The sequence below is a fragment of the uncultured Granulicatella sp. genome (assembly GCF_938030755.1).
Classification (GTDB): Bacteria; Bacillota; Bacilli; order Lactobacillales; family Aerococcaceae; genus Granulicatella.
The window spans coordinates 13126-35479 of record NZ_CALHIF010000026.1 but is presented as its reverse complement, the minus strand read 5'-3'; the positions used below and the strand labels follow the sequence as shown (position 1 = coordinate 35479).

General features: G+C 41.1%; 20 protein-coding genes. 1 reads left to right on the top strand and 19 read right to left on the bottom strand.

All coding sequences use genetic code 11. The features are described 5' to 3' along the window. Window positions 1-72: 72 nt before the first annotated feature. The 6 genes from Q0594_RS03065 to tetA(60) form a co-directional block, all read right to left on the bottom strand. On the bottom strand, window positions 73-675 hold the full coding sequence (locus Q0594_RS03065) for a hypothetical protein (RefSeq protein ID WP_298729543.1): 603 nt from the start codon (window positions 673-675) through the stop codon (window positions 73-75). An 11-nt stretch (window positions 676-686) separates the two neighbouring features. Beyond that, a complete protein-coding gene (locus tag Q0594_RS03060; protein ID WP_298729542.1) occupies window positions 687-866 on the bottom strand; it encodes a hypothetical protein in 180 nt (59 codons plus the stop codon). Further along, window positions 853-1539, bottom strand: coding sequence for an NAD(P)H-dependent oxidoreductase (locus tag Q0594_RS03055; protein ID WP_298729541.1), 687 nt, complete (start codon window positions 1537-1539; stop codon window positions 853-855). Before Q0594_RS03055 ends, Q0594_RS03060 begins: the two co-directional genes overlap by 14 nt. A 1-nt stretch (window position 1540) precedes the next feature. Next, a complete protein-coding gene (locus tag Q0594_RS03050) occupies window positions 1541-2689 on the bottom strand; it encodes an amidohydrolase (protein WP_298729540.1) in 1149 nt (382 codons plus the stop codon). 156 nt (window positions 2690-2845) lie between these two features. Further along, the gene (tetB(60), locus tag Q0594_RS03045; protein WP_298729539.1) at window positions 2846-4585 is read right to left on the bottom strand and encodes a tetracycline efflux ABC transporter Tet(60) subunit B; all 1740 of its coding nucleotides are present in this window, start codon (window positions 4583-4585) and stop codon (window positions 2846-2848) included. Then, entirely contained in the window at window positions 4582-6321 is a 1740-nt protein-coding gene (gene tetA(60) / locus Q0594_RS03040; protein ID WP_298729538.1) for a tetracycline efflux ABC transporter Tet(60) subunit A, read from the bottom strand. The genes tetB(60) and tetA(60) overlap by 4 nt, the downstream gene beginning before the upstream one ends. Window positions 6322-6647: 326 nt before the next feature. Here tetA(60) and Q0594_RS03035 point away from each other — a divergent pair, with 326 nt between their 5' ends. Continuing rightward, window positions 6648-7631 carry a rhodanese-related sulfurtransferase gene (locus Q0594_RS03035; protein WP_298729537.1) on the top strand — a complete coding sequence of 328 codons (984 nt, stop codon included), beginning with the start codon at window positions 6648-6650 and terminating at the stop codon, window positions 7629-7631. Between the two features lie 281 nt (window positions 7632-7912). Here Q0594_RS03035 and glf read toward each other — a convergent pair whose 3' ends face one another. From glf to Q0594_RS02970, 13 genes are all read right to left on the bottom strand, one after another. Further along, a complete protein-coding gene (gene glf / locus Q0594_RS03030) occupies window positions 7913-9022 on the bottom strand; it encodes a UDP-galactopyranose mutase (protein ID WP_298729536.1) in 1110 nt (369 codons plus the stop codon). Window positions 9023-9171: 149 nt separating this feature from the next. Then, on the bottom strand, window positions 9172-10188 hold the full coding sequence (locus tag Q0594_RS03025) for a glycosyltransferase family 2 protein (RefSeq protein WP_298729535.1): 1017 nt from the start codon (window positions 10186-10188) through the stop codon (window positions 9172-9174). Between the two features lie 138 nt (window positions 10189-10326). After that, window positions 10327-11775 (bottom strand): amino acid permease, encoded by a 1449-nt coding sequence (locus Q0594_RS03020; RefSeq protein WP_298729534.1) that lies wholly within the window; start codon window positions 11773-11775, stop codon window positions 10327-10329. Between the two features lie 30 nt (window positions 11776-11805). Continuing rightward, on the bottom strand, window positions 11806-13224 hold the full coding sequence (locus Q0594_RS03015) for a C69 family dipeptidase (protein WP_298729533.1): 1419 nt from the start codon (window positions 13222-13224) through the stop codon (window positions 11806-11808). A gap of 160 nt (window positions 13225-13384) precedes the next feature. Further along, entirely contained in the window at window positions 13385-13636 is a 252-nt protein-coding gene (locus Q0594_RS03010; RefSeq protein WP_298729532.1) for a hypothetical protein, read from the bottom strand. An 11-nt stretch (window positions 13637-13647) separates the two neighbouring features. Beyond that, window positions 13648-14007 (bottom strand): YbaN family protein, encoded by a 360-nt coding sequence (locus Q0594_RS03005; protein WP_298729531.1) that lies wholly within the window; start codon window positions 14005-14007, stop codon window positions 13648-13650. A 9-nt stretch (window positions 14008-14016) separates the two neighbouring features. Beyond that, a complete protein-coding gene (locus Q0594_RS03000) occupies window positions 14017-14295 on the bottom strand; it encodes a hypothetical protein (protein ID WP_298729530.1) in 279 nt (92 codons plus the stop codon). Window positions 14296-14440: 145 nt separating this feature from the next. Further along, window positions 14441-14770 carry a hypothetical protein gene (locus Q0594_RS02995; protein WP_298729529.1) on the bottom strand — a complete coding sequence of 110 codons (330 nt, stop codon included), beginning with the start codon at window positions 14768-14770 and terminating at the stop codon, window positions 14441-14443. Window positions 14771-14897: 127 nt separating this feature from the next. Further along, window positions 14898-16076 (bottom strand): aminotransferase class I/II-fold pyridoxal phosphate-dependent enzyme, encoded by a 1179-nt coding sequence (locus tag Q0594_RS02990; RefSeq protein ID WP_298729528.1) that lies wholly within the window; start codon window positions 16074-16076, stop codon window positions 14898-14900. Continuing rightward, entirely contained in the window at window positions 16073-16567 is a 495-nt protein-coding gene (locus Q0594_RS02985) for an Lrp/AsnC family transcriptional regulator (protein ID WP_049554498.1), read from the bottom strand. The genes Q0594_RS02990 and Q0594_RS02985 overlap by 4 nt, the downstream gene beginning before the upstream one ends. Before the next feature lie 152 nt (window positions 16568-16719). Then, the gene (plsX, locus tag Q0594_RS02980) at window positions 16720-17727 is read right to left on the bottom strand and encodes a phosphate acyltransferase PlsX (protein ID WP_298729527.1); all 1008 of its coding nucleotides are present in this window, start codon (window positions 17725-17727) and stop codon (window positions 16720-16722) included. Window positions 17728-17763: 36 nt separating this feature from the next. Further along, window positions 17764-19815, bottom strand: a complete 2052-nt coding sequence (gene recG, locus Q0594_RS02975; RefSeq protein WP_298729526.1) for an ATP-dependent DNA helicase RecG — start codon at window positions 19813-19815, stop codon at window positions 17764-17766. Between the two features lie 822 nt (window positions 19816-20637). After that, window positions 20638-22314, bottom strand: coding sequence for a DAK2 domain-containing protein (locus Q0594_RS02970; RefSeq protein WP_298729549.1), 1677 nt, complete (start codon window positions 22312-22314; stop codon window positions 20638-20640). Window positions 22315-22354 lie beyond the last annotated feature (40 nt).

The window sequence follows — 22354 nt, the reverse complement described above, 5'->3', positions numbered from 1 at the left end:
TTTTTCTTTTTGTTTAAAAAAAATTAAATCCTATTTACAAGAGCTCTCCTCCTGTAAATAGGATATTTGTTCTTATTTAATGGGAAGTAATTTTTTCAAAATCACCATTGTCTGATCCATAATCACTCCACTAATCACTAACGAAACAACTGGTCCAACAGTCGGCCATTGCCCCATAATAGCTGCAATAACCACACAACTAGCGTCAATTAAAAATTTGTTTCGTGGCAGAGATGTTTTAAATTTCTCGTGTAAGGCAAGCGTTGCAGCAATATAAGGCCCCACTCCTAATTCAGCTAGTGCATAGACTGCACATCCTATCGCGATTAACGCAATCCCTACAACCATCGCAATTATTTTTATGGTGATATCCATTTCGGCAAGAGCGCTAAAATCGAACAGGTCAATAAAGAAACTTTGCAAGAACATCCCCACAACCGTACCAAATCCAATATATCTCCAGTTAATACTGAGCGTAATCCCCAGAAACACGAGAGAGACAATGATGTTACTCATTGCCATACTAACCCCAAAGGTACGATTTAATCCTTCCCATACAAGAACGACAACGTCAGCTCCTAATGTACTCGAACCAGCCATCTTTGCACCTAGCCCGATTAAAAAACAGGAAATGACCAATAAAACTAATCGAAGTCCTAATTTATCTTTTTTCAATCTCATTCTCCTTATTTGGCCCAGTTTTCTGGACTCCACATTCGCCCGTCTAACTCACCATGTGCTTGTTCAATTCGTTTTGCTTGTTCTAAAAGAAGAGTTTTTACAGCCACAAGCAATGCACGTTCTTTATACTCTTTTTCTTCTGCTATCCACGTATCGATTAACCCGATTTTCTCAAAAATCTCCATACTGGCTTTCCTCCCAATGACTCAGATGCATCTCGAGTTCCAATCTTTCGTCCTGGTTCTCTTTAATCCACTCTGCGATTTGTTCCCAGTGTGCTCCTTTCATTGATTGAGCGCGTTCGATAAACCAATCTTCTGTATCTTGTAATGTTCCGTGATGATCTTTCGTCACGTATTGTAAATATTCCACGAGTAACGCTTGTTTGGCAACTTCAGTCTGATAATCAAATTGATGGACTTCAAAAATCGGTAAATACTTCCAGTTCATTGCATTTGCTAACGCTTGGAATGGACGCATGAGTTCAGAAAGCGTAAATTGCTCTTTTCCTCCTGCACGGAAGGCTTCTTCTTTCACACCAAGTGTCACAACGATTCCGAGTTCCTTAATTTGCTTTGCAAAAGTCGCATTCTTACTCATTACCGTATCAATCCATTCCTTCATGACAGCAGGTGCTTGGTACCAATACATGGGGAACTGAAGAATCAGTCTCCTGGCTCCACTTTCAACCAAGGCTTTTTCTTCAGTCGCTCTTGTAAAATGAGGCTTTCTCTCACTCCACACTTCGTCTATTTGACGAACCGTTACCGCTTCTTCCCCTTTTAACGTTGCGAGAAAAAACTGTTGGCTTGATGAGGTTTGAATCGTTGGATGGCTAATGACCACCATTGTTTTCATATTACGCGTTTCCTTTCTGTGAAAGAACTTCTAAAAGTGTATTCGTATTGTCCACAAAATATTGAATCGCAAACGGTAGTGCTGCATCATCCACCAAGAACGCTGGGTGATGCCATTCGCGAGGACATCCTGTTCCAATAAAGACAAAACATCCTGGAACGTGTTCCATATAATTGGCGAAATCTTCTGCTCCTAAAGTCACTTCTGGTGTCACTACTGTCGCAAATTTCTCAGTAGTAGCTCTCACTATTTCTGTGACTGTAGCGTCATTATGCACAACTGGCGGTGTTAAAATCCACTCAATACTTCCTTTTTGTCCGTAAACATCCGCTGTTTGAACCACCATCTTCTCGAATTGCTCGGTCATCTTGCGTTCCACTTCTTTATTAAACGTACGAATCGTCCCTTCAAAAAATACTTTCTCTGGAATCACATTCCACGTATTCCCCGCTTCGATATGCGATACACTTAACACCACTGGTTCAAGTGGAGATGTATGACGAGCAACAATCGCTTGAGCATTAGCGATCACTTGGCAAGCCGTCAAGATTGGATCACTCCCATTATGAGGCGCCGCTGCGTGTGTACCTACACCACTAATTTCGGCTTTGAATTGACCGACTGCAGCCATGAGTGGACCTTCCTTCACGCCAATCGTTCCTACTGGAAGTTCGGGCTTGTTATGGAACCCAATAATCGCATCTACTCCGTCAAGAACACCTTCAGAAATCAATGCGCGTGCCCCGCGGTTACTCTCTTCAGCAGGCTGGAAAATAAAACGAACTTTCCCTTGTAAAGTGTCTTCTTGAGCCTTTAAGACTTGAACGGCTCCCAGCAAGCTTGCGGTATGGAAATCATGTCCACATGCATGCATCGCTCCTTCATTTTTCGAAGCGTAGTCTAATCCTGTTTGTTCCACAATCGGTAAAGCGTCGATGTCGGCACGTAAGGCTAATGTTGGTCCCTCACCATTTCCAATTTCTGCGACGACTCCTGTTTTGGACTGTAAATCCCAACAGACAAGCCCCATCGCTTCTAAGGTTTCGCGGATAAAGCGAGTTGTTTCAACTTCTTCTCCGGATACTTCTGGATACATATGTAAATGACGGCGGTGCGTTGTTGCACGCTCAATAACTTCTTTCGTAATCATACGTTCTCTCCTCAATCAGTTTCCTACACATTGTAACAAACTAAGAGGCGTAATGCACCATGAATTCCCTTGAAAAAACACTAAAAAAATAAAGTTGTTTGCGACGAAAGAAAAGACACTGTTTCAAAGGAAACAGCGTCTTGTATTTTTTATACATTAACCTTTTTGTAGTGCGACCATTTCGGCATATTGACCTTGCAGTTGAAGTAATTCATCATGCGTTCCGCATTCCACAATTTCACCTTTATCCAACACAAAAATTTGGTCAGCATGAGCAATCGTAGAAAGTCGGTGAGCAATCATAAAGGTTGTACGCCCTTCTTTTACGACATTAATTGCATTCTGAATAATTTCTTCCGTCTCGGTATCGATATGCGAAGTTGCTTCATCTAAAATTAAAATTTTTGGATCGAAGACAATAGCTCTGGCAAATGAAATCAATTGACGTTCTCCGGAAGAAAAATCCATTCCTTTTTCCTTCACCTCGTAGTCGAGTCCCTTGTCACTCTTCGTGAGTAGATGTCCTCCGCCCACTTTAACGAGGGCATCTTTAATCGTCTCAGGTTGAATCGATTCATTATTGAGTCCAACATTAGAAGCAATCGTTCCTGTAAAGAGATACGGATCTTGAAGCACGATTCCCATCTCGCTTCGAACACTACGTCTGTTAAAGTCACGCGTGTTTTTACCATCAATCAAGATAGCTCCATTCGTTGGGTCATAAAATCGAAACAATAAGTTCATAATGGATGATTTCCCTGAACCAGTATGTCCGACAAAAGCAACTGTCTGTCCAGGTTCTACCGTGAAATTCAAGTGTTTCAACACTGGAACTCCCGCTGTGTACTCAAAACTCACATCTTTAAATTCGATACGTCCTTCATCAAACGTGAAGAGCTCTTCCCCCGATTCCTCGCTCGGTGTATCCATTAATTCAAACACGCGGTCACCGGCAGCCATTGATTGTTGGAAACCTGATACGACATTCATAAAGGTTTGAATCGGTTCATATATACGGTTAATGTAGTCAATAAACGCATATAAAAGACCTGCTGAAATCCCGAGTGTTCCACCGATAAACTGCATACTGAAATAATAGATAACTCCAAAATGAGTAATGTTTCGAAGCATACCGACAAGACTCCACGTGAAGTACGAATCCAGAATTAATTCCTTACGACCAACTTCTACCCAAGAAGTTGCCGTGGCATCATATTCTGCAACAATTTTTTCTTCTTGCTGGAAGGCTTGAACGATGCCTGCTCCTTGAATGCTTTCGTTTAATTGTCCACTCAACTGACCGTAGAGTTCACGATTTTCGGAATAGTATTTTTTCTGCTTCGTAGCAACAGTTCTCTGCCATAAAATCATTACAGGAACTAGGAATAATAACACTAGTCCTAGCGTAGCGTTTAATAAGAAAATGGTTAAATAAACACCTACCAACATCACAATCGTACTGAACAGGGTCGAAATCCCACTCACGTAGAAATTTGCACGCACTGATTCCGTATCACTTGTAATTCTAGAAACCACTTTTCCAGCCGGTAAATGGTCGAAGTACGATACCGGCAAGGTTTGTACATGCTCGAATACTTCGTCGCGAATACGTTTTGCAATACGGTTTGAGAGAGTTCTCATATATACACGGTTTAAGTAGGCCCCAGCAACTCCCACTAAGTTCACTGTCACGTAAATACCAACCCATAAAAGCAGGCCTCCTGCATTAAAAACATGCGCCTGCCCCATCGGAGTAATTACATTATCGATAATGTGTTTCGCAACGAGTGGGCCTGTTAAGGTTGCTCCTGTTGAGAGTAACAGGCAGACGAGTCCAACCAGAACTCCTTTTTTCTCATAGCGGAGGTAGCTTAATAATCGCTTCATCGTTCTCATTCGATTTCCTCCTCCATCTCTTGTATGAGGTACTGTTCATAGTACCATCCTCGCTGTTCGAGTAGCTCCTCATGGGTACCCCTCTCACTAATACGTCCTTCATTCATCACGATAATTTCATCCGCATGACGAATTGCGGAAAGTCGGTGTGCAGAAATCACATTCATATAACCACCGCGTTCTTGTTGCAAGTGCGTGATAATTTCCCGTTCGGTTTTCGCATCAACTGCGGATAACGCATCATCTAAAATTAAACATTCACGGTTGCGTAAGAAAGCACGCGCAATCGATAGCCGTTGTTTTTGCCCACCACTAAGCGATACCCCCTTTTCTCCGACCATCGTATCGAGCTTGTCCGGCATGCGTTTCACGTCTCCATCAAAGGACGCCAACGTCAACGCTTCCCAGATTTCCTCATCGGTTGCATCTTCTTTCCCGAATAACATATTTTCGCGAATCGTGCGTGAAAAGAGTGTGTGTTCTTGTGGTACATAAGCTAAATGCCCCGCTACCGTTTGAGGATCGTAATCAATCAAAGGTTCTTCGTTAATAAAAAGCTTTTCTCCTTTGTATGGGAATTGATGTAATAATTGCATCAAGAGTGTTGTTTTTCCAGAACCTGTTTTTCCAACGATTCCAAGTGTCTCACCTTTATTTAGCGCAAGGTTAATTTCTTTTAATAATGGAGTCGTTTCCCCTGGATACGTAAAATGGAAGTCCTTAAACTCAATCGATTCAATCGTCTCGAGTACTTTTGTTCCACCACGTTCGATGTCATCGTCATGTCTTAATATTTCATTAATTCGCTCTGTTGCCACTTTTCCGCGTTTGTAGTTCGTGATAATATCGCCAATCATAAACATCGGCCACATAACAGAACCCATATAGACTTGGAAGGCAATGACATCCCCGACGAGAATGCTCCCAGCCGAAACCAAATACCCACCGTAAAAAAGTGCAATTGTAAAGCTAATCATCATAAATAATTGTGCCAATGGAATAAAGCGAGATTCAATTTCTGATACGATGATATTTTGTTTCATTGCCTTCTTTGTTTTCGCTCTGAACTCATCCATCATAGCCTCTTCTTGCCCATAAGCACGAATCACATACGTACCATCTATCATTTCTAACACTTCATTATTCAGTTGAGAAACCGCGTTTTGCGCCTTGTTGTACTCTTCTTCTAGATCAAATCCCCATTTATACACAAGATACGAAAGAATTGGCAGTGGTAAAATCGCCGCAATGGTCAGTGGTAACGAAATCGTTGTAACCATCATATAGATCGAAACGGTCACCATCAATGTTGAGTTCATGAGTGCAAACATTCCGAACCCCATCATATCGCCAATGGTCATCACATCTTCACTGCTACGGGTAATAATATCCCCCGTTCTAAAATGCGCATAAAATGGAATCTTCTTTCTTAAGTTATTCCGCAGTAACTTCACGCGTAATTCTTTTTGGATTTCATAATAGCCCATAAAAATCAAGTTTGTCCAAATACTTTCTGTAATATAGGCCACGAGAATAATCCCTACTAAAATCATGAGTTGCGTCCAGAGCCACTCGGCATTCAGTTCACTCGCAATGATTTTATCGACTACTTCTCCCACAATCCTAGCGGGATAAACCGCAGCAATACTACTTGCAACCATCAATACAAAACTAACAAGATAGCGCATCGGATGTTTTTTTATAAAGCCTATCACTAATTTTATTAAATCGTTCATCGTTTTCCTCCATCAAAAAAAGCCGTCACCTTCCCCATGTATTGAAAAAGTAACAGCTTCATTCCTAATCTCATCTAAAAAATGCGCTATAACTGAATCACTTGAATTGGAAGGTTCATCATTCTATTCACTCGTTTTACTACTAAGTTGTTCATTGATTTCTCCTCCAATCTCTCAAAATTTTATGTTACATCTGAAATTATACCTTAAATCGCTGTCATGTCAATACCTTTCGAAGATTTTCACAATCGAATTCATTGATAATGGTTCTCAATAAAGTTACAATAGAACCATTACAAACTAGAAAAGGATGAAAGAACTACAATATGGCAAAAGATATTCGTGTTTTACTTTATTATAAATACGTTCCCATCGAGAATGCGGAACAATTCGCTGCAGATCATTTAGCATTCTGCAAATCAATCGGATTAAAAGGACGTATCCTTGTCGCTGACGAAGGAATCAACGGAACTGTATCTGGTGATTATGAAACCACTCAAAAATATATGGACTATGTACACTCTCTTCCTGGCATGGAAGACTTATGGTTTAAAATCGACGAAGAAAACGAGCAAGCCTTCAAGAAGATGTTCGTTCGTTACAAAAAAGAAATCGTACACCTTGGTTTAGAAGATAACGACTTCGACAACGACATCAACCCACTGGAAACAACAGGTGCTTACCTTTCTCCACAAGAGTTTAAAGAAGCATTATTAGACGAAAACACTGTTGTACTAGACACTCGTAACGACTACGAGTACGACTTAGGTCACTTCCGCGGTGCCATCCGTCCTGACATTCGCAACTTCCGTGAATTACCACAATGGGTTCGCGATAACAAAGAGAAATTCATGGACAAACGTGTCGTTGTTTACTGTACAGGTGGCGTTCGCTGTGAGAAATTCTCTGGCTGGATGGTTCGTGAAGGCTACAAAGATGTCGGTCAATTACACGGCGGTATCGCAACTTACGGAAAAGACCCAGAAGTTCAAGGCGAACTATGGGATGGAAAAATGTACGTATTTGACGAACGTATCGCTGTTGACATCAACCACGTAGACCCAGTGGTGATTGGGAAAGACTGGTTCGATGGGACACCTTGCGAACGTTACGTAAACTGTGGTAACCCAGAATGTAACCGTCGCATCTTAACTTCTGAGGAAAACGAAGACAAATACTTACGTGGTTGCTGCCATGAATGCCGTGTTCACCCACGCAATCGCTATGTTCAAGAGCACAACTTATCTCTTGAAGAAGTAGTGGCTCGTCTTGAAGCAATCGGCGAAGAATTAGAAACAGTGAAAGCTTAATTTGATGAACAATCTAAAACATTTTTGGTTTGACTGATTGTGTATGGATTCTGAAGAATCTTGCGGATTTCATAGCCACAATAATGGGAAATCGTATTAAAGATGAATTAAAGGGCGTAGGGATTTATTCCTTACGCCCTTTTTGAAGCTTTAAAGGTGAGAGACTACAGGCTCGAACCGGTACCCTATTATTGTAGTTATGATAAAATCCGCTAGGATTCGAAGGAATCCATCATAAATAACACCCTATTTGAATCTAATCAAATAGGGTGTTTTTGTGTTTACTCAAATTCATGTTTAACGGTTTCTAGTGCAGCAGCGATGACTTGATGCATATCGTAATAACGATACTGTCCAAGACGTCCCCCGAAGATGACTTGCGGAACCGTCTGAGCTAATTTCTTATACTGCGCATATAAGTCGTTATTAACTTGATTATTCACTGGATAATAAGGCTCATCGCCTACTTTCCAATCGGCAGGATACTCACGCGTAATCACCGTTTTTGGCTGAGTGCCAAACTCGAAATGTTTATGCTCAATAATACGAGTGTATGGCGTTTTTCGGTCTGTATAGTTCACCACCGCATTTCCTTGGTAGTTCTCATCGTCCAAGCCTTCTGTTTCAAAACGAAGCGAACGGTATTCCAGCGTTCCGAGTTCATAATCGAAGAACTCGTCAATCATTCCAGTGAACACGATTTTGGCACCACTATTCAAGTACTCGTCTTTTTTCGCGAAGAAATCGACATTCAATTCAACCTCGATATTCTCATGATCCAGCATGGCTTCAATCATCTTCGTATAACCACCAATTGGAATCCCTTGATACGTATCGTTAAAGTAGTTGTTATCGTAAGTGTAGCGAACCGGCAGGCGGCGGATGATAAACGCTGGTAGTTCTGTAGCCGAACGTCTCCATTGCTTCTCCGTGTATCCCTTAATGAGCTTGTAGTAAATATCTTCCCCGACTAGAGAAATCGCCTGCTCTTCTAAGTTTTCAGGCTCTTTGTTCCCCAAAACCGCACGCTGCTGAGCGATTTTCGCTTCGGCTTCTTGCGGCGTCACCACACCCCATAATTTATTAAAGGTATTCATATTAAACGGCAAGTTGTAAATCTCACCATTGAAGTTGGCTACAGGTGCGTTCGTATAACGATTGAACGTCGCAAACTGATGCACATAATCCCAAATCTTTTGATCGCTCGTGTGGAAAATATGCGCTCCGTATTCATGCACCTGGATGCCTTCCACTTCTTTTGTATAAATATTCCCTGCAATATGGTTTCTCTTCTCAATCACTTTTACTTTATAGCCTCGTGTTGCTGCTTCATGCGCAAAGGTCGCACCAAATAATCCAGCACCCACAACGATGTAATCAAATGGTTTCATGTGGTTTCTCCATTTCTTATTTTGTCTTGCTTATTATACCATGGCCCCCTCAGACGAACCAAAGCGATTAGGCGCACTTCACGAAATTATCATATATGATAATTCCATAAAAAACTACCAGACTAGTGCCTGGTAGTTCTCAACTCTATTTAGTTAAAACCAAAGAAACGTTGTGTCACTGTATAAATTCCGTTTGAAAGAACTTGTACAGGTTTATTGCTCGCCATTGTAATTCTGCTTAGCACGGCTTGGCTAATCAAATGGAAGACTTCTGGATTGGCTTCTTTTAAATCGGCAAGCAATGCTTTTTTCTTTTCTTTGTGCTCTGGTAGTCCGCCCTTATTGAGTAGCGCACAAGAAATCACTGTTGTAATCTCTAAGTGGTTTAATAAGTAGTTCTTCAAGACGGTTGGATACTGCCTTTCGCTATGGTAATTCACCATCAATAATTCATTCACTCGGATTTGTTGATCGATACGGCTAATCATCACTTTCTCATTGACCGATTGATCTTCACGACCGATAAAGTAACGGTAGAAATCTACATTCATATAGTATAATTTTTTGCTATATTGAAGCGGTACGAAAACAAATAAATTATCCACATAGAAGGTATGCTCTGGCAACTGAAGGCCTGATTTACGAAGCAAGTTCATATTGTAAATGAGTGAATGCATCATCATGTATTTCCCACGGCGAAGTGGCTTCGCATCTTCCCAAGTAAACACTTGATTTTCAGGAAAGGCTGAAGTGTAACTCATGATTTTCTTCGTTTTCGCGCCTTCTTTTTCATAGACGAAGTTCGTAATGAACACATCTACTTCTTCGCCTGTTTCTTCAAAGCGTTGTAATTGTTCTAGAATTTTTAAGTATGCACGTACATCCACCCAGTCATCACTATCGACGACTTTGAAGTACTTCCCTGTTGCGTTCGCCATCCCCGTATTCACGGCTCCACCATGACCTTTATTTTCTTGATGGATGGCACGGATAATCGTTGGATAAGCTGCTGCATATTGGTCAGCGATGCGAGCAGTATTGTCTTTAGAACCATCATTAATAATTAAAATCTCAACCTCTTCGCCACCAGCAAGGAGCGTTTGGAGGCAATAATGCATATATTCTTGAGAGTTGTAGCAAGGGACTGCAATGGTTAATAATTTCATGTGTTGTTCCTCTCGGTTTGAGTAAATTTATCTTATTTACTATATCATTTTTCACTTAAATTGTCAGTTTGATACCCTATTACATTTAAAAAAATAAAGCCCTCCTTTTGTAGAAGGAGGACTTTTTAAGACTCTTTTTTATACTTGTTGTTTTTGTTCTCTACGTGCAATCCATGGAAGGAGGAGTCCAAGCCCAAGAAGCGCAAATGGCATAATGATATTTGAAATTAAGACAAACCACCATTCAGATGGATTTTGCGCATAATCCACTTGTGGCACCATTCCGAGAATACATGCGAATGCCGTGAAAGCAAAGCCCCAGAGGCCCATCAAGAAGCCAAGTGTCTTATTGCTAATGTATTTATATTCTGCATTTTTATATCTGTCCCAATGACGATACAAGAACATAAAGGCGACAAATACCCACAAGAAGCACATTGGAGATACGATAGCGTTCAAGTTTGTCATCCATACTACGACTGTATCAATTTCCTTAAGCCCTAGAGCCGGCATGACAATTAATGCCCCTGTTAAAATTCCTGTAAGTAAGTATCCATTCTTTAATGTTCCGTTCTTTGTGCGTGTTCGAAGCCAGCGAGGAACATATTCTTTGTCAGCACTTCCAAGGAAGATTTGAAGTGGCGCATCAATAGATAATGCCAATGTCGCTGTTTGCCCGATAAATTGCGTCAATGCGTAAATTGTGACAAGTACATTCCCAATATTCCAGTGTTTACCAAGTACCGCAAACGCTTGATAGGCCCCATTTCGCATCAAGTCTTGTGGAATATTGTTGCTATCAAAAATCATTCCCATTGCAAGAGAACCAAAGACCGCACAAATCCCAACCATCACCGCCATTGCAATCATTCCTTTTGGAAACTCTTTGGCAGGATTCTTGATTTTATGCACATAAGGAGACATACATTCCGCCCCTCCAACCGAGAAAACAAGAAGAGCTATGGTTGTAAAATACGAAAAGTCGAATTTCGGAATATACGTTTCAAGCTTATCCATATTCGCAGTCGCTAGTTGTAAATCCGGTTTAATGAGTGGAACACCCACGGCTAATAGGATAAACAAAATAGACATGACAAACATCGCACTCCCCGCAATTGTTCCTAAGAATTTCAATACCCGAATTCCCTTTGTTGAAACATAAAGGATGAGAAGAAAGAATGCTAGGCAGACCGTAACGAGTAGCGGAATTGAAAGTTCGCCCACAATTCCTGAGTGTCCTTGGAATACCCAACCAAGCGCAATCAAAATCGTCTGTGGTTTTTGCGCTAAATAAGGAATCTGAACCACCCAAAATGTCCATGCGGCAAAATAAGCCAGTTTCTTTGTGGACGTATGTTTAATCCAGTCACTGACGCCCCCTTCACTATCTTGAAATGTCGCCCCTAATTGTCCGACCATTAAGGAATACGGAATAAAGTAAATCACCAAAATAATAATCCATGATGTAATCACCACAATCCCTTGTTGGGCGAAGTTATTGACAACATTTCCCAATCCCCATACAAAATTAAATGCAATCAGGGATATCATTAGCCAACTTAGCTGTTTTTGATCTTTATTTTCCATGTTTCTAACCTCCTAAACCCAAATCTCTCATTAGTCACTAACTGAATAATGATTCACCATCAGGTTGCTTGCACGAAGCAATACTTTATCGAGTAAAGCGGCCGTTTTTTCTTCGATATAATCACTCATTTGTTGATTCTCCGCTTCAAAATCAACCGTTTCCCCTTTTTCAAGACGAGCATCGACTTGGGCAATCATGGCTTCTCCACGAGACAATGTATGTTTTTGATAACTTTCAATGTCTGCTTGATGTTCCAAATAGTGCGCATCCGCAAGCCCTGCAATTAAGCGGTTTGACCAGTAGAAGGAATCCGTTGAAACCTTCGCTGTTGTACTCGCAAAATACTCTGGTGTGGTATCCACTTGTGTAAAGAACGGAACAGCTGTTGCATAGGGCATTGACCCGTATGACACCCATTGAATTCCTGTCGTCTCGTGTGGACGATTTGGTCTAAGCTGCAGGATAGCGGTCTGACTCGTGCGGTTAATCCCTACTGTACGGAAGCGACGATTACTCTTGCCGTCCCCTAAGTTTCCATAAGGATCATACGGAGTCATTTGGAAATGCGTACTCATCGATTCCTTCACATCTTCCACTGTAATCTTACGATAAGGAACACGTGCCCAAGGAATTGCAAAACTTGTTGGCCCTTGTTCGATCTCAGGGTTAAACATGCGTTGAATATCCCAAGCACGCGGGGTGTTATACAAGCGGTCTTTGTCGCGTTGGGAACCGAATGCATAACGCGGATTGAACGACTCTCCATCATAATTCAAATTGAGATGATGTCGAATCATAAAGTCTTTCAAATCAGGGTCGCACATGAAATTTTCTTTATCTTCAAAATCAAAGAAGTCACTTCCAAGTTGGTTTGGATTTACGACATACGCATCATCGGGCACCCGACGAGCCATCCAGTGGTGTCCTCCAATCGATTCCAACCACCAAATTTCATTGACATCGGAAATGGCAATCCCGTTTGATTCATAGGTTCCTGCTGTTTCCAGGAAATATCCAAGACGTTCGACCCCTTCGCGCGCCGTTTGAATATAAGGTAGTACGAGAGTGAAGATATCTTCTTCACCAATCCCTGTTTCCACCAGCGGATCAGCTCCTAATACACGTGGATTCGTCGAAATCGTTTCGGTGGCACTGACAGCAACATTATAGGCGTTAATCCCAGCAGCTCCCCAAATCCCTTCATTATTGATGGCGTTTGGCATGGCTGTATAGCGAACCGGATGTTCTGGTAAGTCTGTTTCAAAGCCTGAAATCACTGCTTTATAGTGACGTGGTTGGTCTTCTGGACGTACGACAATGAATTTCTTTGGAGTAAACTCTCCATTACATGAATCTTCCGTACGGGCTACAAGCGTGGAACCGTCATAGCTAGCTTTCTTTCCAACAAGAATGGTTGTGCATGAATCATGTTCTTGGTCAAATCTCATAACAATTACCTCCATTTACTTTATTTCTACACTTAAATTATAGCCCTATTCGCGCTTTTTCTCAAAGGGCTCCTCTCTATTTTTTCCGTATTTTCTTCCTAATAATAGGTAAAAAAAAAGAACCTAGCGTAAACTAGATTAGATTCTTTTGGTTCTCATATTATTGTTTTCGTTTTCGATAAACCCATTCTGCGATGGTAATCGTGGCCGCAATGATCCATAAAACGAGCACTGTTGTGAGCGCGTACTGAATATTAAAATAAATAGCCGCAATGCATAAAATTAGCACTACTGCAATCACGTAGCGTAAATTAAAGGGCGCTACTCGTTGCACATACCACCAGACAAAATCTTCATTTTCATTTCTTGTTACTTTATAATCTTCTATTAACGCCTTAAACTTTTCAACCATCTGAATCCCTCCTACTTTTTATCCGGAATCACCCAAAATAGATAGTAAGTAATAAACACTGTCAACGCGCCAAGTCCAATTTTCACCCAAATAATTGGAGCGAAGTAAATAGAAATAGCCATTAAAATATAGATATAAATAATAATTTTCTTTTTACGACTACGCGCAATTGACTTCGTCTCACGGTAATCTGCGACATAAAGCTGGTATAACTTAGTTTTTTGAAACCATTCTTCAAAGCGCCTTGAACTCTTTGAGAAACAAAATACGGTCAACAAAAGAAAGGGAGTTGTTGGAAGTACCGGAAGGACAATTCCTAGTAACCCTATCGCTAAAGAAACCCAGGCTATAATAAAATAAATAATTCTCATTGGATTGTTCTATTCCTCCTTAGCTAATTGTGTCATTCTTCGTTGGATACAAAACTCGAGTACTTTGGTAAGCACATAGAGAATTCCAGCAAAATAGAAGAAATAAACAAAATAACTCACGGAGACATTAACGGCTAGAAGAAAGGTCGCTACTAGCACAATCACCCAAAACAGCTTTAGGGCGAAGATCCATCTTTGCTTCTTCATCCATTGCTTATCGGTTAATGTATGGTCACCCTTATCAAGTGCGATAATCGTATCAATAAACTTGGTAAATCGTTCTTTCAAGCACAGTCTCCTCTCTTTTAGTAAGCATAGTGTAGCACAACCTTTTACACTAGTAAATTTATTTTAATCGATTTTTAATAAACAAAAAACTACTGTAACAGTAAGGCCAGACTACAGTAGTCCCATTTACTTTAAATAGGAAAAACTAACTATCTTTCAATAATTCTGTTTGATGAATTTCTTCCAATAAATCACTCAATTGAGTATTATATTCTCTCATGCGATGTGAATCTGAATCCATCACATAAAAATGAGAAAGACCCTCTCTAGGAAAAAACAGACTGTTATATTTTCTGCGTAATAAATCAATATATTCATCTGAATCTGGATTTTGACACATATATTCTAGTATATCCATCATATCCAAAATCGTATCCGTAAAAAAATTAATATTTCGTTGTCCTCTATGCTTTTGCAAAAATTCTAATAAATCCTTTAACAATTCATGTAATTTTTTGATTTCACTTGTATTCATAAGCGTTAAATCCTCTTAATGGTCATTTACTTTACTCCCAATATAGCATAGAACCGTTCCAAATACAGTACTCTTTTCAAAATAAAAAGAATGAAGTACATAACCGTAGCTTCATTCTTTCATGTTGTTATTTTTCATTTCTCAACTTCGTAATGAAATGCTCAATACGATCTAACGCTGTCTTCAAATCTTCAATCGAATAAGCATAAGAAATACGTAGGAAGCCTTCCCCAGATTCCCCAAAAGCGGTTCCTGGAACAACGGCTAAGCGTTCTTCTTCTACTAAACGCATGGCAAATTCTTCAGATGTTAATCCGAATTGCGAAATGTTCGGGAAGATGTAGAAAGCTCCAAATGGTTCAAAGCAAGGAATGCCTAAGTCTTTGAACCGTTTTACCAAGTAACGGCGACGTTGGTTGTAGCTGTCGCGCATTTCTGCAATATCTTCTTCAGAATTACGAAGTGCATCAATCCCTGCATATTGGCTAAGGGTTGGAGCTGACATAATCGCAAATTGGTGAATTTTATACATTTGTTCCATAATCGGTGCAGGCGCTAGGGCATACCCCAGTCTCCATCCCGTCATCGCAAATGCTTTTGAGAATCCTCCGATTAAAATCGTACGGTCGCGCATGCCATCGATTTCGATGACCGATACGTGAGGTTTTCCAGTGTAAGTTAATTCTCCATATAATTCGTCTGAAACAACGATAATATCATGACGTTTTAATACATCACAAACCGCTTCTAAGTCTTCACGCTCCATAATTGCCCCGGTTGGGTTATTTGGGAAGTTCATTAGAATCGCTTTTGTCTTCGGTGTAATCACTGCTTCTAAGTCTTCAGGTGTTAAACGGAATTGATTTTCCTCTTTTAACGGAAGAATCACTGGAGTTCCATCGGCCATTGTAACCGCTGGGACATAAGAAACATACCCTGGGTCACAAATAATCACTTCATCCCCTGGATTCAAGAGAACACGCATTGAAATATCAACGGCTTCACTTCCACCAACAGTGATGACACATTCATGCATTGGATCGTATTTTACCCCATGACGACCTTCTGTAAAGATACATACTTCTTCACGAAGCTCTTTTAACCCTGCATTGGCTGTATAGAATGTACGGCCTTCTTGCAACGCTTTAATCGCTTCTTGACGAATATGCCAAGGCGTATCAAAATCAGGCTCTCCAACCCCTAGTGAAACAATATCCTTGTATTCACTCGCCATATCAAAGAAACGACGAATCCCTGAAGGTTTCAAGTCCTTAATTTTATTATTTAACATATTTTCTAAATTCATGGAGTAACCACCTGACGTTTATCATCTGCTTTACCGACAAACATAGTGCCGTGATCTTTGTATTGTTTTAATACAACATGTGTTTTTGTAGATTGTACTTCTTCAATCACTGAAAGACGTGAAGATACGAAGTTTGCGATTTCACGCATTGGTGCTTTTTTCAATTGCACCATAAAATCATATCCTCCTGACATTAAGTACACAGCTTCTACTTCTGGAAAATGATAGATTTTTTCCGCAATACGGTCGAATCCTTTCCCTTTTTGAGGATTTACTTTTAATTCGATAATCGCTGATACATTGACATTATCAGTTTTTTCCCAGTTGATTAATGTATGGTAGCCACAAATAATTTTAGCCTCTTCCATCTCTTTAATACGGCGTGTGACTTCTTCCACATCCATTTCTAATAGAGATGCAATTTCTTCTGGAGTTAAACGACTATTTTTCTCAATTAATTTTAAAATTTGCTCGTTCACTTCTTTGAACATAGACTTTCCTCCTTCAGTTGCATTTGCAACATTTTGTACTTTCCCATTGTACCCTTTTTTTGTGAGAATTCCTAAGAATTTATTGCGACTTTATGAAATTTATAAATATTATCAAAAAACTCTCTTCCATGATAGAAGAGAGTCCTATTTCTTTATTCCGCTGTTTGTTCAAAGTGTGCCACTAAGTCGTTGATGACTCCACTGGATACGATTGTATCTATTTGTTTCATCGCATGGTACACGCTGTCTGATTTTGAAGAACCGTGTGATTTCACGACTGCTCCCTTAAGCCCAAAGAGCACCGCACCCCCGAATTGTGAGTAGTCCAATGTATTCTTTAATCCGTAGAAGGTATTCTTCAATAATAGCGCTCCAAGTTTTCCTTGGATTCCCTGCCCTTTGATGCCTTCTTTTAGAAGACTCATCATCGCAAGCGCTGTTCCTTCGATGGTCTTTAGGACCGCGTTTCCTGTGAATCCGTCTGTCACCACGACATCCGCAGCACCTGTTAAGATGTCACGAGCTTCCACGTTTCCGACAAAGTTTAAGCTCTCGTCTTCTTTCAAGAGTCCGTAAACTTCTTTTGCGAGTTCGTTCCCTTTTCCTTCTTCAGCTCCGTTATTTAATAAGCCGACTGTTGGGTTCTCGTAACCAAGAACGTATTTTGAATAATAGCTTCCAAGAATACCGAATTGGTGAACGTTTTTCGGTTTACATTCCGCGTTCGCACCAACATCCATCATAATAAATTGACGGTTGTCTTTTCCAAGAACAGGCAACACTGGCATCAATCCTGGACGGTCGATTCCTTTAATACGGCCAACCACTAGTAATCCAGCCGTTAGAAGGGCCCCTGTGTTTCCGCAAGAGAAGAGGGCATCAGCTTCCCCTTCTTTAACAGCTTTAGCCGCAACGACCATTGAAGCGTCTTTCTTCGAACGAATCGCTTTAACCGGTTCATCATCAGAGTTGATTTTTTCTGAACAGTGAATCACGCGAATATTTGGAAGTGATTCCTCCAAGCATGCGTTCACTTTTGCTTCGTCTCCGTATAATTGAAACTCGACAGTTGGCATTTCCTTTGCTGCAAGGACGACCCCTTGGACGATTTCTTTTGGAGCATTATCTCCACCCATCGCGTCAATTGCAATTCTTACCATTGTTGTTCCTCCTCTTCTAGCCACGTGGCCGTGAAGTTATCCATTGATTTCTTTCGTTGTTTGTTTAATAAAGGCCTTCATGCGTTTTGTCTCGACTTTTTCTCCTGCTGGATCTTCCGAGGCATAAAGGATTGCATCTTTACGTGCTTGTTCTAGTATATCATAATCTCGTATCAAGTCGGCAATCTTAAAGTCTGGAATACCAGACTGTTTGACCCCAAATACATCCCCAGAACCACGGAGCTCCAAGTCTTTTTGACTGAGATAAAATCCATCCGTCGACTCGCACATAATACGCATACGCTCTTTCCCGTTTTCGGTCTTGGGACTCGCCACTAAAATACAGCTTGAGGCATGTTGGCCACGGCCGACACGTCCACGCAATTGGTGGAGTTGGGCTAATCCGAATCGGTCCGCATCTAAAATCACCATCACTGTGGCATTCGGCACGTCCACCCCAACTTCAATCACCGTTGTAGAGACGAGTACTTGTAGCTTGTTGGCTTTAAAGTCCGCCATCACCGCTTCTTTTTCTTCAGCCGGCATCTTACCGTGCAGGAGTCCCACTTTCACGCGGTCTGAGAAATGCGCTGAAATCATGCGGTAAATCTCTTCGGCATTTTGCACATCGAGATGTTCCGACTCTTCGATTAAAGGCGAAATCATATACGCTTGGCGCCCTTTTTGAATTTGTCGCTCCACGAAGTCAAAAATTTGTTCCATTTCCTGCTCACGAACCCAAGTCGTTTTTATCGGCTGACGACCACGAGGAATCTCACCGAGGATGGACGTATCCATTTCCCCGAAAGCCGTAATGGCAAGTGTTCTGGGAATTGGTGTCGCCGTCATTTGAAGAACATTCACTCCCGCTCCTTTTCCAGCCAGCGCCTGACGTTGCTGCACCCCGAAGCGATGTTGTTCGTCAATCACGACAAAAGCTAAGTCTTTAAAATTCACATCTTGTTGGAACAAGGCATGAGTCCCGATTACAAGATTTGCCTCACCACTCTCAATCGTTGCGAGTAACTCTTTTCGCTTCTTCTGCGAACGATTCATACTTCCGGTTAACAACACGGCTTTCAAATCTGTCCCCTGAATTAATTTTTCAATCGTCAGCATATGTTGTTCCGCTAGAATTTCTGTTGGAACCATAAGCGCTGCTTGCTTGCCTGTTAGAGCCGTTGCGACCATGGCAATCGTTGCTACAATCGTCTTCCCGCTCCCTACATCCCCCTGTAAGAGACGATTCATCTCGTAAGGAGCGCGCAAGTCAAAGCAAATCTCATTCACGACTTTCTTTTGCCCTTCTGTCAGTTCAAACGGCAAGGTCTGAATAAACGACTTTAACTGAGCATTATCATACAGAACCGCTTGCCCTTTAGTTTGCTGGTGGCGTTTCTGACGCATCCATTGCAAGCGCAGTTGATATAAGAAGAGCTCCTGGTAGACGAGTTGGTATTGCGCACTCTGTCTTTCCAATTCATCTTTTGGAAAATGCATTGCCCGTACAGCATCCCTATGTCTCATCAAGTGGTGCGACTCCGTCAATTCTCCTGGTAATACTTCTGGAATTTTATCTTCAAAATGATCCATCGCCGTTTGAACGAGTTTGAGAATCGTTGCCTGTTTCAACGATTTATTCGTGCGATAAACCGCCTCAACTTGGTCTCCTTCTTCATCCTCAACCGAACGATTCGATAAGATTTTCATCCCCATCAAGGTTGTTCTTTTGGCATCCCATTTTCCGTAAATAGCAATCTCTTCTCCTTGAACCACTTTATCTTTTAAATACGGCTGATTAAAGAACGCGATTTGGATGACTTGAGTATCAATCGCCATGCGAAACGCCAAACGATTCTTCTTGAAGCCATAGTAGCTCACAACCGGTTGCGTCGCCACAAGCCCTTTTAGCGTGACTTTTTCTTGATCCATAATCGTTTGCACATCACGAATTTGAATATCTTCATAACGAAACGGAAAATGCGTTAACAGGTCATAAACTGTCTCAATGCCAAGCTCAGCTAATGGCTCCAATCGTTTTGGTCCAACGCCTGGCAAGACTTGCACACTTTGAAAGACTTCACTCATCCAATCACATCCTTTCTACTTTAATAAGTGTAATTCAAGTTCCGTTTAATCGTCAAGGGGAAGGAAAATGAGGGAGGAGTTAAGAAATTGTGCTAAATATTCCTTTCATCCTTTCGGATATCTTCATATTCGCGTGAATAGCTGTACCGGAAGGAGCCTACTGTCTCCTTTCCTCTCAAGCCTCAAACTGATACTAGGAAATTCTTTCCAAGTATCAGTAATTCGCATCGAGTACGATCGCTATTCATGCGAATATAGAATCCGAAAGGCTTTCCAGGAATATTTCAAGGTACTTCCCTCCCTCATTTTTCTTCCTCTCTCCTTGAACCCTACAGTGCAGGGTGTTTTAATGTGCCTTCCACTAAGTGCAGCCCTTTCCTTTCTCTCTCCTCAACTTTTACAATGCAGGGATTTTATATGTGCGTCCTACCAAGTACAGAGCTTGCCCTCACAGCACTACGATTTTTGAGGAGCACCCACTCCGTTCCCATTTTCCCATTTGGAGGCGAGTGAAGACTCAGAAGCACGCGAAAACAAGAAAGCACCCTCTGTAGAAGCGCAATCCCTGATGTGAGCACCAAAACCAACCAGTTACACTTACTTATTAATAGAAAAAAAGCGAAAGACGGAGAAACTTACGGATCCTATAATAACAGTAATGGGGAATGGTATTAAATGCGAAAAAGCTGGAGTTAGGAATTTATTCCTTACTCCAGCTTTGAGGCTTTAAAGGTGAGAGACTTCGGCTCGAACCGATACCCCATTACAGTTATTATAGAGGAATCCATAAGGATTCGAAGTCTTTCGATTATTTTAAATTTATTATTCTACAGATAATAAGTAAGTGTATACTGGTTGGTTTCCTTCGTGGACTTCAACCTCTACATCAGGGTATTTCGCTTCTACAGCTTCAGTGATTTCTTCCACTTCGCTTGCTTCAGCGTCTTCACCATAGATGATTGTTAGGATCTCTGAATCGTCGTCGATCATCTTCTCGATTGTCGCAAGAGTTGCTTCCTTACGATCTGCAATACTTACTAAGATTTTACCATCTACAATACCCATGAAGTCGTCTTTCTTAATTTCAACGCCATCAATGTTTGTATCGCGAACAGCGTTAGTGATTTGACCACTTGATACAAGCGCCATTTGTTCGCTCATTGCAGCTTGGTTTTCTTCTAAGCTTGCTTCTGGGTTGAACGCTAATAATGAAGCTAACCCTTCTGAAATGGTACGAGTTGCAATAACGGCAACTGCAGCATCTTCTGATACTTCAGCCGCTTGGTTTGCAGCCATTTGAATGTTTTTGTTGTTTGGTAATACGATGACTTTTTCAGCATGCGCTTCTTTTACGGCTTGAAGAATATCTTCCGTACTTGGGTTCATTGTTTGACCACCGTTGATGATTGTCGTTACACCCATGCTCTTGAATAATTCTTGAACACCTTCACCTGCAGCAACTGCTACGATTCCGTATTCCGCTTTTTGTTTTTGAGCTGCTTCTTTTACCTTTGCAGTGTAGTCTGTTTTTAGCACTTCTTCGTGTTGCAAGCGCATGTTGTCTACTTTCACTTTCATTAATGAACCGAAGCGTTGTCCGTAGTTCATGACTTCACCTGGACGCTCTGTATGCACGTGTACTTTGATGATTTCATCGTCTGCTACTACTAATAGAGAATCTCCAAGTTCGTTTAAGTAGTTTCGGAAAGTATCGTAGTCGAATGTATCTACGACTGTTTCACCTTCACCGATTTTCACCATGATTTCAGTACAGTAACCGAATTTGATGTCGCCAGTTGATACATGTTCGTAGTCAACGCCTGCTTCGTGGTGAGCCACTGAAGTTAAATCGATTTTATTGCTTTGTAATGATTGAACTGGAACGGCTTCCCCTGTTAATGCTTCGAAGAATCCGTTGTAAATGAATACTAAACCTTGACCACCTGAATCCACTACGCCTACTTCTTTTAATACTGGTAGTAAATCTGGAGTTTTTGCTAAAGATTTTTCAGCTCCACGTAATACTGATCCCATTACTTCGATGATGTCGTTTGAAGTTTCTAGTTTGCGAACACCACGTTTTGCAGATTCACGAGCAACAGTAAGGATGGTTCCTTCAACAGGTTTCATAACGGCTTTATATGCTGTTTCCACACCGTTTGTAAATGCTTGGGCTAATTCTTCACCAGTGATGACATCTTTCCCCTCAACCGCTTTAGAGAATCCACGGAATAATTGAGATAAGATAACTCCTGAGTTCCCACGAGCACCCATTAATAATCCTTTTGCTAAATCTTGCGCTAAATCCCCTACAGTTGTTGCTGTAGAGTTTGCCACACGTTCCGCACCAGATTTGAATGAGAGCATCATGTTTGTCCCTGTGTCTCCATCTGGAACCGGGAATACGTTTAATGAGTTTACGAATTCTGCATTTTCAGATAAACGCATTTCACCGATTTCTACCATTGCGCGGAAATCTTGAGCCGTAATAGTTTTCATAGTTGCCATATTTTTCTTACTTCCTCCTGACTAGAATCAA